The following is a 13,163-nucleotide window of genomic DNA, read 5'->3' as shown; positions in this document are numbered from 1 at the left end:
ATTTACTCAGAGGTAGTCGAGTCCGCTGCGATGGCATATGTTTTTCTGGCATACGCATTAAAGGATTCAAGTTCATTAATCAAGTCATTTTGGACGGATCCAAAATCACCAAACAGAATTGCACATACATCCTTCATACGTGGATCATCAAAGAATGCAGGCTGAAAAATGATGTCACTTAGCTTAACGTTATATCGACTGACCAGCACTTCATATTTTTCTATTTCAGCTAGTCGGTTAATGAATTCGTAGGAGACTAATGTGTGTTTGGAATCCTGAATGAGGAATTTCCAGGTTGTTGATTTTAAGTCTGGCGTATACACTCCCTTTGCTCTACGAAGTACATCAACTAACGCAAATTCGTCATTATCCAAATACTTATAAAGTGTATCCATGAATACTGTCTGGCGCTCTACGGCGTATCTCAATTCTTTAATATTTTCCTCATTTTCTTTTATGATAGAAGCCACAGAATTTTCGATGTAGTTTCTTTCTGATCTGGATTGCTGCCAGTTATTGATAAACAAGGCAAGCAGAATACCCACTAAAACGGGTACAATATCAACGAGTACTTTCTTCAGTTTCATAGGTAAATATCAATTAAAACTGTATTCAACCCCAAAATACACTTCATATATAAACTCATTTAGAGGGATGATTGGACGATCGTCCAGGAGGAAATTGGAAGTCATCTTTACTTTAAATTGATCAGTGAGTGCATTCTTAAACTCCAGCTGTCCACTTAGTCGATTTCGAAAGTCGTTAATCGTCCCATCTCTACCGGATTGGAAATAAACGATTGCGTTTAAATTAGTAGTTGAAGAGAGTTTGACATCTGCACTCAGGTAGGTGTTTATCTTCCAAAGTTCTTTTTCGATCTCTATTTCAGCTCCCTTCCATCTTTCATATTCTCGAAAGATTCCAAACCCTGCATATATCGCGTTTTTCTTTTGTAAGATATTCCATCGATAGCCTCCTCCTAGCAGCCACCTCAGCTCCATGTTTCTAGATTCATCAAACTGAATCTGTCCATAGACTTCTGGTGTCAAGGTGGCGGCACGATTAAATATTTGACGTAAATGAGCTGTTCCATTGTAAATCAAGGGACCATTTCCAATTTTGAAATAATTGAGTCCACTCAAAAAAACAGTCGCGGACTTTTCGGCTATATACACAACATCAACATTGTTGTTTACTCCGATGTATACATTCTGTTTGTCAACTGTAGAGCTTCGGTTATTGATTGCAAAAGTGGCGTCTATAACTCCTATGAAATAATTGGATGAATCTGAGGCCAAGGATCCCTTATCTACTTTTAAAATTTGTGCCTTCGATAAGAAAACACAAAGTATCATGAGTGCTGGCAGGTAGATTTTCTTACTATCCATTCCGCAAAATTAGGAAGCATAATTACCCCACCAAATAATCGTCAACTTTCAACTAATGCAATTCAGATTGTATACAAAAAAAGGGGCTACAAAGCCCCTTTTCATTTATCATTCAGAATCTTCTGTGGGTGATGATCGATTGTCATTGGAGACGACATCTATCAATTTGTAATATGGATCGATGCCCACTGATGTCGGCTTCTCATCTACAATCACCTTGATTTCATTGTTGATTTGATTAAACTTTTGTTTTTTCAGGTATAGAGGAACTTCCTTCATTTTTCCGTCCACTTCTTTTTCTATAAACACTCCTACTTCTACCCAGTCATTCAGTGGCAATGAAATAAGTGGCTTGCGCCTACCTTCAACCTGATAGCTGAGGCTATCGCCATTCGCATCTGTAAAAATGCGCTCCCCTTTCTCATCAGCTCTATATTTTGAAACCAAGGCTTCCAATCTCACTTCGTATTTTCCATCTGGTAATTCTTTATAAGTTGCCTCAGTCACCTTGTTGTTATAAAGTGTAATCGTTTCCAACATATCTTCCACCAAGTAGACAAGTGAATCAGGTGTTGCCCTTTTCACAAAACCCAGATACTCAATGGAGGTGGTGTATGGAGGCTCCTGAAAAGCAACACTATCAATGTATTGACTCATCGCTTTGTTAAAGACCGATTCTCCTAAATAATCACTTAATGCATACAGCACCAATGACCCTTTGTTGTAATGGATGTACTGCTGATTTTCATTGAACACCAACGGCTTTTCTTTCAAACGCTCAAAGGTTCTACCCTGTAGGTAATTATCAAGTGCGTCCTTGAGGAAGACGCGCATTTTTTCAGATCCATACTCTTTTTCCAATACGCGAAGACTACTGTATTCTGACATGCTCTCAGACATCAATGTTGCTCCTTGCACGTTGGCACCAATGACCTGATGAGCCCACCATTGATGTGCTACCTCATGGGCTGTCACACTAAAGGGATAATCAACTCCTTCAGGATCTTCATCATCTACCTCGGCAATGAAACCGATGGCTTCTGAGAATGGGATGGTATTTGCGAATGATTGAGCAAAAGATCCACTTGTGCGAGGAAACTCGATAATTCTTACCTGCTTATGCTGATACGGGCTGAAATTTTCAGTGTAATACGCAAGCGATTTTTTCACCCCTTTCACCATCCGATCTAAATTATACTCATGTCCTTGATGATAGTATACTTCAATGTTTATATCGTTCCATTTGTCCCTAACCACTTCGTAATTAGCGGATTGATAAGCATAGAAATTCAGAATCTTACTATCCATTTTGTAATGGAAATACCTTCGCCCGCTTTCGACCCACTCTTTCTGGAGGTATCCTGGGGCAATCGCAATTTGATCTTCTGAGGTACTTACGGTTGTTTCGAAATTAATCCAGTCAGCACTCGATGAAATGTATGTATTGCCGAGAGCGGTCGTGTCAAATGGGGACATCATGCGTTCTTTCTCAGGTAGGCCATACTTCTCACGCACCTTATTGTCTACCAGTTCACCTCCCTCCGAATAACCGAATGTTGGGAAGATGCTGCTATTCATAAAGGTTCCATTCGACCTTACTGGCGAGTTGTTTCGCAAAACCGTGTTTTCCTTATTCCATATAGCAAATGTAAACGTGATGGAATCACCCGGATCCATAGGTTCAGATAGTCGGTACAAATCATAATTGTACACGGTATCCTCCATGATCAACTCATTGGCAACAGAAAAGGAAAATTCACTCGGGTAATTGTTATGATTCAAAAGCAATGAATCTATCTGCTCGTCTGTTTTGTTTACGATAACAAACGTTCCATTTGCCTTAAAATCTCTTGTTTCTGGAAATAGATTCATATCAACCACAACATCCGTAATTCGTGGCTGAGCCATGCTTGCATACTGACTATATAGTTTCTCTTGCTCTACCCGTTGCTCTTCGCGTTCTTTGGAGGACACGTATACATTCTCGACGTTGTTTACGTACCAGATATAACTTCCAAGCCCCAGGAAGGAAAGAAGAAATAGAGTAAATGCAATCTTTAAAGGTTTACTAAAGGCGTGAAGTCCTTCTTTGAATTTTAGCTTAAATGTGGTAGGCATGCCTCTTCTCCAAAATGCGATAGCAAACACGTAAAAAGCACATCCCAATAGCAGCCAATAGATTTTGTACACAAAATACCTTCCGATAGAAATCCCGTAACCGTTCATTGGTGAATAGAATGTGCCGGGTCCTTCATTGTATTTGAAGATGGACTGCTCTATCCCCGCTGAATCAAGAAAGCTAATGCCTATTCCCAATCCTAGAGTGACAAAAAATCCTATCAGATAATTTGGGATCAACGTATGGATAAGGATGGCCAACAAGCTCCAAACAACAATATTCCAGATTCTTAGGAGATATAAGTCTTTTAGATAAAGACCAATATCATAATCATAAAATCCAGCATAGGATTGAATAAGGATGCCGCTTATCATAATTAAAATCAGCAACACTGCCTGAATTTTAACCAATGCGATAAACTTAGATAATAGCATGGCCCAATTGGGCATGGGAGCCACATCTATCAGCTGATTGATTTTTGAAATTCTATGCCTGTGAATCAACATTCCCGCATAGAGGTAGGTAATTGGCAAAATGGCAATTCGTGTGAAGACTGCCCCGGCAATATCAAGCATCTGCCAAGTGACTGGGTACGTAGCAGTTCCATATATCTGCTGACCTACAGCCAGCGTAGTTGTTAAGATCAGTAGACCTATCAAAGAGATAATGATAAACGGCCAGCTTTTTACCACAAAAAGAAAGTCGTTATTTGAAAGGGACCATGCAGATTTTAATCTATGAAAGAAGCCATAGTCAAAGGAGACTTTGGGTAGGCTTATTCGCACCATACTTCCAAAATTATTTTTAGTCACGCGCTCACCTTTTTGCTTTTTAAAGCTGAATGAAAGCGGATTGTGAGAGAATTGGAATACCCAGAATACACTCATGAAAATCATGATACTTAACCCTCCCCAAATCAATCGATTGTAAATGATGTATCCCTCAAATGGTAGTAGGTTTTCGTTTTGCTCTGCTACAGTCCAGTATTCAGTATAATATGAGCTAGCTGAAGCTCCGAATGGATCAAGCAGCGCACCCAACTCTTTGTTGTCAAGGTTGCCTACAATCGTCTCTGCTACTCCCTGAAGCAGAAATAGTGCAATTACAGCAACGAATCCCGCAGAAATATTTCTGGAAAAAGTAACGACTCCAAAGATGATTGCACTGAAGAATATCAAGTTTGGAATGACATAAATCAGGTACGGCTGGAGGTAGTTTAGCAGGTTGAAATCACCTAAAAGTTCTGGATTAGTTCCCGGCAAGTACCCACCGACTATGGCTCCCAATGCAATAGCAAGCAAGACAAAGATGGACACAACTAAGCCACTCAGGAATTTGGCAAAAAGGTAATCTGTCTTTGTGAAGGGATATGAGTAAAGTACGTTGCTCGTATTACTACTATAGTCCTTATTAATGGTGCCTCCTACAATGGACGGAACGAGAAAAAAGGCCAGAATGGAAAATCCATTAATGAAGTTATTCAGCGCATTGGCAGAGTTGATATACGCAATTGAACTTCTGGTAACTGTGACTGAATCGAAGATTCCTGCACTAGAAGCCATCGCCAAAGTAGCGATAGCAAATAGGGAACCTAGATAGATATAAAACAGTGGATTCTTAACCCAATATTTTATTTCGAAAGCAAATATTTTCAAAAACATATTGGATGATTTAAGCTTCTACGGATTGTTCTTGACTCAATGTTGTGAAATAAACATCTTCAAGGTTCGCCTCAACGGACTGAAATCCTTCTCCAGGGTTACTATCACTTACCACCCGGATATTTACTGTGTTGTCATCATTAAAATTGGATGATATCACCTTGTACTTGGCCTCTTCTGCTTCCAAATCATCTCGCTCAATGACCTTCTTCCATATTTTCCCTTCCAGCGTTTTTACGGCTTCCTTAGGTGTTTGGTGTGATAATATTCTACCGCCATTCAATATGGCCATATCTGTACAGAGTTCTTTTACATCATCCACGATATGCGTCGAGAATATCACAATATTGTTGGTGCCTATTTCTCTTAGCACGTTCAAAAATCGTTGCCTTTCTGTCGGATCGAGACCTGCGGTAGGTTCATCCACGATAATTAACTTAGGGTCGTTGAGTAGCAGTTGTGCAATGCCAAATCGCTGCTTCATCCCCCCTGAGTACTTCGCTACGTCTTTCTTTCTAACTTCATAAAGGTTGGTTACTTCCAGCGCACTTTTTACGATGGCGTCTCTTTCGGATTTTGATGCCACGCCTTTCAAAGTGGCAAAGTATTGCAGTAAAGCCTCTGCTGACATCTTGCCATACACGCCAAACTCTTGCGGAAGGTAGCCCAGTCGCTTCCTGAATTCCATTTGATTTTCATGGATATTCATATCATCCATGTATATCTCGCCCGAATCGGGGGTTTGAAGCGTAGCTATTGTTCGCATCAGGGATGATTTACCGGCACCATTTGGCCCTAGTAGGCCAAACATTCCTGATGATATCTCCAGTGATACGTCATCAATGGCTTTCACACCATTTTTATAGGTTTTTGAAAGGTTAGAAATTGTCAGCTTCATGTGTCTCGTTTATTTAGTTAGGTTCTCTTATTCTCAGTTGGATATGACCGCTTTAGCAGGTTCCAATCTGTAAGTTTAGTACTTGGTAAATTTAAAAACTTACACTTGATAGGTAGGAAGTGTTCAGAACTGCCGAATGGTCATAAAACTCGCCGAACGGGATTGGGATTAAAAATGGGATTAGGTGCAGTTGTGGTAGTTTAAAGAAGTGCCAATGAATAAGGCTTACCATCCAAATGCTTCAACAATCAGGCTAAAGGAATTGACCAGTGGTAATCACTCGGTCTGTGCGTTTGAGGGTGAGTGTAAAGAAAGCCGTCTCACCACAAGACGGCTTAAAAGAAACTACTCACTCATTCGTATTTTTACTCATGTTTTTCAGCCATTTACATGTTTCAATAAAAGTCCGACAGTTTTGTTTGGTACCCATGTAAACGACTCCTGAATTGTCCAGAACTTCCCATTCTCCTGCTGATTCCACGTATCTTATTTCAAAAGATTGATCATCGCTCCAGAATAATTTCTTCATGATATCCATAGCAGTTAATATTTGATGCTAAGATGACTATCAAAAAGAACGCGTTTTTGAATATTAGGTGGACGGAGAAAATACAGGGTCAACTAACCGATTTTCTCGTTGGCCACATTAGTTCATGAAGAGGTATTCGAATGTTTCTTCATCGAGGGAACCTGAAGGGTATAGCTGATTGTCTTGCTGAAAGGTGGTTATTGCATTTTGGGTGTCTATTCCAAAGAGCCCATCCAATGCATGATTGTATCCTTTTGCTATCAACTGCTTTTGGACTTTCCAGACAAATCTGCTTTGATCACCGAATGAAACCTGTATGATTTCATCTTTATTATTTAGCAACGGGATTTCATTTTTCGCATATCCGGATTCAATTAATCTTATTTCCCCATTGCTTAAGCCCTCATTCTTAAGCTCGCTTGAAGCGATTAACTTATTTTGGAGATTGTTAACTCTCGCAACGAGCTGATTATAATACCGACTGGCATTCACTTCCGCTTCAATGTTTTCATTGGGAAACCTCACATCAAACCCATTGGTTCTCCACTGAATTCTTGCAAAAGATCCAATTTCAATCGCTTTGGTGTAGTACTCATCAAGCAAGCCCTGATCATGATACTGGGGATCAATTTCATTCGAAATACTGAATTCATAGTTTACCGGTGGATGAAACCTTCGATAGTTTTTGTACTGAAAAAAAGCAATTAATGGAAGTGTAATAATTAGTATGATAAGTAATAGCTTCTTCATGGTGTCTATATTTTCTCAAAGTATTGAGAGATTTTCTTGGTCAGTTCCTTTTCTTCCCTGTTTTCAGATTTAAGCATTATGTCTTTGACAAACTTCAGTACTTGATCATTCAGTTTGCTCTTAAATGCTTCATCAATGGCTCCAGAGATGACAACTGCGATATAAAATTTGTGAAAATTTTGAACGTATATTTTGTGTAGATCATAGGAGATCATTTCTAAGTTTTGCTGCTCTGTTTCCATCGCATCCTCCACAAAGCTTTTTATGGCTGTAAGCATCCCGGCCATCATGTCTTGATCAAAAGACTTTGATTTTGAGTAGCTCGCCATGAGAATTCCGCTTTCTTCAATTAGAAATATTTCCCTAACCTGTGGCTGATTAGCATTTTTCAATGCCAGTTCGCTATATGACACGCCTGTCATTAATGCTTTTAGCCTGAGCAGTAGAATATCAAAGGAAAATGCCTGTTCAAATTGCCGATCAATACGTTCGGTCAGCACTTGCATTTCCTGTTGAATGTATTTTTTGATCATTTGACCAACGATCGGGAACAATGCCTGTACTACATCGTCGCGAGATTCCTTTATCTGCGTTTTTAACGTTGAGGTGATCGTTGGGCCTAGTTTTTCAGGCATCACCGTAACTATCCTGTCAAGAATTTGGGAAAATTCTGATTCAGGAATTTCACGATTAGCGAGCTTATCATCTATCTCTTTGCTCGTATCTTTTATCTGCTTGCTGAGCTTATGATAGCGTTCATTTTCCTCTTCGAAGAGGATTTCTTTCAATGCCGTTATGCCACCTGAATTACTCACTTGAACTTAAGATTCTAACTCTTTCGCCAATGTTTGAAGCATCTGAGCTAGCTGTTTTCGATCAACCTTCCCCGCATTCAATCCCTCGATTTGTTTACTTAGATCAGCCTGAGCCGAATTAACATTCTCAGTGATTTTATTCTCAAGTTTCTCGAGTCGATCAATAATATCTTCCTTAAGAGCATCCGACTTTTCTTCGAAATCGCTTTTATTCTTAGCTACTTGATCTTTAATCTCTTTAAACTCTTGACGGTATGCTTGATCATTTGGTCCGAACAATAAGTCTCTAACCGCTTCTAAGCGATTGTCATTTGCTCCACTGCTATTTTCTGAAATTTGTTCCTCAGAATCCTTTTCTTTCATTTCATTCAATTGATTGGTAGTGAGTCTTAGATTGATCACTAAGTTTAACAGGTCTAAAAATATCTCGTTATTTTATAGTTGTCCAATTTTTTCGACGAGCTCAGCTTTATAGCTTTTGCCAATTGGTAAGGTTTTATCACTTATCTCCACACTCAGCTGTTCAATGTTTTTTATCTTATCTAGCCGTATGATGTACGATCGGTGTATTCTGAAAAACTGCTTTTCAGGTAGTGATACCTCCACGCTTTTCATCGTGTTGTAGGTGACATACATCTTACTTGGTGTATGTACTTTGATGTAATCTCCGTAGGCTTCAAAATACAAAATCTCATTCAGATCAATGTTCACAAGCAGATTGTCCGACTTCACTAGTATGTATTGTGAAGAGCTGCTATTTCCTTGAAGTTCCTGAAACAGCCTATCGATAGCTTCTTTTTCCTCCTTCAACTTCAGAGTCGCTCGCTCGGCTTTATGAGCTTTTATCTCAGCTAAATTACGCTCCTGCTGTAGCTCAAATATCTTGTTGTATTGCTTACCATAGTCGTGAATTACCCAACTAAACCTGTTGGTCTCTTCGTCTACCTTGGTCACCAAAAAATCATAATGAGAGGTCTTGCCTGCTATGTCTGTATTTACACAGTCAAAAGAAATGGATTCCTGATAGGGAAGGTCAGCAAGCATTGTTTCCATTCCGCAAAACATGGTATCTCTGTAAACATTGAAGTTGGAGGTATCGATTTTTATCAAGGTATCATCAGACTCAAGAACAGCACCCGTCTCATCAAAAAGAATAACCTGAATTGATTTACGTGCTTCTCTGTTTCTAATTTCCGCTAAGTCCATGATATTTTTTGTTAGATAATCTCCTGAGCGAGGTATAAAAAGGATTCCTCTACAAAGTCACCTGTCTTCGCGCTTGTAGGCTTAAAATCCAATGATAATTCGCCTTTCAATTGCGTAAGAAATTCTTCTTCTACCAAATCGCATTTGTTTCCGAGTACCACTGCTGGGACTTCATTTAGTTCCTTACTTATTTCAAATAAATCGCTCTGGATATTGGCATACGTTTCTTCTCGAGATACATCGAAGACATATAGAATGCCATGTGCCCCAGCAAAATATTTTTTAGGGATTTTCATTGCAGTAGACTCTCCAGCTATATCCCACAGCATCAGTTTCACCTGAGATCCACTTACATCTACTACCTTTTTATCTATTTTCACTCCTATGGTTGTGAGGTACTGATCTGAAAATTTTTGATGGACAAATCGCTTAACTAAAGATGATTTACCGACACCAAAGTGTCCCACCAATACGATCTTTTTTACAATCTCCATATTTATCTTAATGAATCTATTTATCTACAAATAAGCATAAACATCAGGAGAATAAATTAAAAATTTCAGACCAGAAGCCACTTCGTTGCTTCATCTTCGGTATCAAAGCGGCTCATCCTCAATCTGGGGAATACTAATTTGATAGACGAGGACACTACACTTGCAAAGAGATCGCCAATCTTGGTTGAAGATTTAACGGTCGCCACTTTTTCAACCAGATGAACGAGCGTCCTTGCTCTTCCACGCAAAAAGTCATCTTTGATCCATTTTCGAGCATCATTCGCGAATTGCTCAAGGCTCTTCCTGTTTAGCAAAATCTTAGTCGCTATGCCTTTCTCAATCTCATCCGCCGCTCTTGTTAAAAGAAATTGTGCCGTTTCCAGATTTACATGTCCTTCCCATTCGATTTTCACTATTGCATTGACGCTATCAAGTGATAGAGAACTCCCTTTCTTAATTTCAATAATCTTGAAATTCCCCATCCTGTTTCCAGTATTTACTGTTTCTATATATCTCTCTTCACTCAACATATGTGCTCGTTTATTTGACAATAAAGTTTGATTAGAAAACTTCTAAAAAATTCGATTTTTGGTGACACGCATGATCTGCTCGTTGAATGAACAAATTACCCTGATGGAAGGCATTTTTTGTTCTCCACTTGGTTCACATTTCTAAAAACTATTGTTAGCACCAGAGTGTTGATTGCTTTATCAGGCACACAACATTACACTCTATAAAGAGGATTTACCTTCGCTTAACGATTAGTAAATGTAAATTTCACTCTGCTGGAGTTGTGCAAATAGCTTACCCATATAGACGTGTAAATAACTGACCGGACTATTTCTGAAATTGATTCTTTGAATGAATCATCCTGTAAGATTTCACCTAATGCAAGTGAATCTAAAATAACAAATACAGTGTGAGATATAAGAAAAACCGATATCAACATCGGGGCAGAAGTACGCCGTTGATAGAATACAACCACGACCAAAAGCACAAATACAAGAAAAACGGTATTGAGAACCAACTCACCTATTATTAAAGCTGATAGAGTAACATAATTATCCGGGTACGCAAGTTTCAAATTCTGCCAGTTGGATGTCAACCAGTATTCAGAAAGGTCAACATATCCGTAAGCCATCACAAACGGGTTTAGGGTTAGTCCTATTGCAAGTACTATTAACCAACCACCTAGCGGTCTATCATCATCATACGCTACAACGGGGCTGTAGTTATTATAAACATTTCGAGCAAGAAAAAGTGACGCAATTAAAGTCAAAATCGTGAGTATCAATGACCACCAACTAATTTTTGATGAGTCGCTAACTTGACCTCCATACGTTACATTAAAGCTTAAATCATTCTGAATCTTTTCCCTCTTTTCAAGGAAGTCTTTTGCACCTTCCGGGGATAGAAAAGATGAATCTAGTTTAAAAGAATATGACAAGTCTACCCTTCTATCATACCCGCTAGCTTCGCTCCTGTAATGAAATCCCTTCCCTTCAACCTCCACTGCTGATTCCGTGACATTCCATTCTTCCGGCATAATAAAACTGATCCTTTCTTCAATTTCTTTTGGCCCACCCAGGAAATAAGGCATCGTACGAACACTCGGCACTTTAGGGCTTAAATAGGATTCTACCAGAAGACCATATGCTTCACCTATCACTCCACTTTCACCATACTCTGACCAAAAATTTTCTATCTCATAGTTTTCCTCTACAATTAGCTCATTTGTAGATTCTCTGAGTAAATCAGTAATTTTCACCTCCTTTGCGGATTTAATATTCGGATACAAGTTTGAGTAGAAAGTGGTGTACTCGCTAGTAATTGAAGGTAAACTATTGTTCTTGAAATAACTTCGGATATAGTCTGCGCTGGTTGAGTAATAAGTGGTTTTGACATTCATTGACACCTTGGAATCTAATGCCAGCCCATGAACAGTCAATGTTTCCTCTACAAGTTGCTTATTAAACTGAGTTATACCAGTCGGTATTAAATCGTTTGAACTTGTTCTGACGATTAAGCCTCTTTCATAATTAGGAAATTGAATTTCGCTAAGATTGCCACCTTGATTATTGATTGTTGGATCGACATAGTATTCCTTATCTGAATACTGAAAATTCACAACACAATGGTTGAAAGCATATGGAGATGCTTGCTCATGATCTATTGATTCTTTTTTATAGGTATTCACTAACATAGGATAAGCTTCTACTCCAAGTGACCTTAAGATTGCCACCAACAATGTCGATTTATCCTTACAATCTCCAAATCTCCTATCTAACACCACGCTTGGATCATGTGGTTTATACCCTTGAATACCTGATTCAAATCCAAGATACCTGATTTCATCTTGCACGAATCTTATAGCAGCTACGATATTTTCCTCAGTATCATTCTCCGAATTAAATTTATCACTTACGGAATTCGATATATTCTCCACCTCTCTCTCACCTAATTGATATAGCGGAATTGCCCAATTTGCAACCTGCTCCCAATCTCTATATGTTGAAACGTTTAAGAATCTTCCTGCATTATACCATTGCGGAGTATTAGATTCGTATTGGATGAGTTCGGGGTTAATATCTAATATGTATTCATTTCCCAATTTTTTTAGCTCTTTAGCATCATTGATGCCCTTTGAATAAAGTGCTTTATCGGAGAGTATTCTTACAAAAAGTCGATCAACTTCAATAGTATAATCCTGATAATAAGATGCTGAATAGTTTCCTTCAAATATGGGATTATAGCCTTTTAAAGTATATGAGTATTCTATGATATCCCCTGCCCGAACATCCGTTAAATTTATGTATGATGTAATACTCCCATCATACAGATGTCTATTCATGTCGCTTTCTCGCTGAATTGAATTGATGTCTTGAAGATGCAGTTTATCTATTACCTCATCATTTCTCCTAATGACTATCTGATGAAATGTGAGAGTTTGGAATGATGGATCAAAATCAATACTGATATTGGAGTACGATTGAACTCCTTCATCATTTAGGACTTTATAAGCTATGTGAGAAAATGATTCTTCGATAGCAATGTTATCCTGATATTCAATGAGTAAATAATGAATTGCTCCGCTTGTTTCGTGAGTAACACTTCGTAAATCTTTTTCTTTTATCCAGGAAGATGGCTGAGAGATAGTAACGTCTTGTGCCAAGAGCGCAATTGGCAGCATGAATAGGAAAACAATTAACCTCATAGATGGTGGCTTCATTTCGTAAATCAGCTAATATAGCCTAACACTAGAATTGCGTAAGTTATGTAGATACGATTTTTTATCTATGCCTA

Annotated in this window: 12 protein-coding genes; all 12 read right to left on the bottom strand. The window is 38.7% G+C overall.

Annotated features, from left to right (window positions below; all coding sequences use genetic code 11):
* Positions 1-2: 2 nt before the first annotated feature.
* Positions 3-587, bottom strand: a complete 585-nt coding sequence (locus tag ABJF57_RS15165; protein ID WP_462232170.1) for a hypothetical protein — start codon at positions 585-587, stop codon at positions 3-5.
* A 9-nt stretch (positions 588-596) separates the two neighbouring features.
* Positions 597-1,388, bottom strand: a complete 792-nt coding sequence (locus tag ABJF57_RS15160; RefSeq protein WP_462232169.1) for a hypothetical protein — start codon at positions 1,386-1,388, stop codon at positions 597-599.
* A 108-nt stretch (positions 1,389-1,496) separates the two neighbouring features.
* On the bottom strand, positions 1,497-5,168 hold the full coding sequence (locus ABJF57_RS15155) for a M1 family aminopeptidase (RefSeq protein WP_462232168.1): 3,672 nt from the start codon (positions 5,166-5,168) through the stop codon (positions 1,497-1,499).
* 10 nt (positions 5,169-5,178) lie between these two features.
* Positions 5,179-6,066 carry an ABC transporter ATP-binding protein gene (locus ABJF57_RS15150; RefSeq protein ID WP_462232167.1) on the bottom strand — a complete coding sequence of 296 codons (888 nt, stop codon included), beginning with the start codon at positions 6,064-6,066 and terminating at the stop codon, positions 5,179-5,181.
* Positions 6,067-6,415: 349 nt separating this feature from the next.
* Positions 6,416-6,595 (bottom strand): hypothetical protein, encoded by a 180-nt coding sequence (locus tag ABJF57_RS15145; RefSeq protein WP_462232166.1) that lies wholly within the window; start codon positions 6,593-6,595, stop codon positions 6,416-6,418.
* Positions 6,596-6,712: 117 nt separating this feature from the next.
* Complete coding sequence (locus ABJF57_RS15140) at positions 6,713-7,345, bottom strand: peptidoglycan-binding protein (RefSeq protein WP_462232165.1); 633 nt, start codon at positions 7,343-7,345, stop codon at positions 6,713-6,715.
* A gap of 5 nt (positions 7,346-7,350) precedes the next feature.
* The gene (locus ABJF57_RS15135) at positions 7,351-8,160 is read right to left on the bottom strand and encodes a hypothetical protein (protein WP_462232164.1); all 810 of its coding nucleotides are present in this window, start codon (positions 8,158-8,160) and stop codon (positions 7,351-7,353) included.
* A gap of 6 nt (positions 8,161-8,166) precedes the next feature.
* Positions 8,167-8,562, bottom strand: a complete 396-nt coding sequence (locus tag ABJF57_RS15130) for a hypothetical protein (RefSeq protein ID WP_462232163.1) — start codon at positions 8,560-8,562, stop codon at positions 8,167-8,169.
* A gap of 33 nt (positions 8,563-8,595) precedes the next feature.
* The gene (locus ABJF57_RS15125; protein ID WP_462232162.1) at positions 8,596-9,366 is read right to left on the bottom strand and encodes a LytR/AlgR family response regulator transcription factor; all 771 of its coding nucleotides are present in this window, start codon (positions 9,364-9,366) and stop codon (positions 8,596-8,598) included.
* Positions 9,367-9,377: 11 nt separating this feature from the next.
* A complete protein-coding gene (locus ABJF57_RS15120; RefSeq protein ID WP_462232161.1) occupies positions 9,378-9,860 on the bottom strand; it encodes a Rab family GTPase in 483 nt (160 codons plus the stop codon).
* Between the two features lie 65 nt (positions 9,861-9,925).
* Positions 9,926-10,411, bottom strand: coding sequence for a hypothetical protein (locus ABJF57_RS15115; protein ID WP_462232160.1), 486 nt, complete (start codon positions 10,409-10,411; stop codon positions 9,926-9,928).
* A 203-nt stretch (positions 10,412-10,614) separates the two neighbouring features.
* Complete coding sequence (locus ABJF57_RS15110; RefSeq protein ID WP_462232159.1) at positions 10,615-13,074, bottom strand: DUF3857 domain-containing protein; 2,460 nt, start codon at positions 13,072-13,074, stop codon at positions 10,615-10,617.
* Positions 13,075-13,163: the final 89 nt, after the last annotated feature.

The sequence above is a fragment of the Ekhidna sp. genome, from assembly GCF_039940915.1.
In the GTDB taxonomy this organism is placed as follows: Bacteria; Bacteroidota; Bacteroidia; order Cytophagales; family Cyclobacteriaceae; genus Ekhidna.
This window is presented reverse-complemented; position numbering and strand designations above follow the sequence as displayed.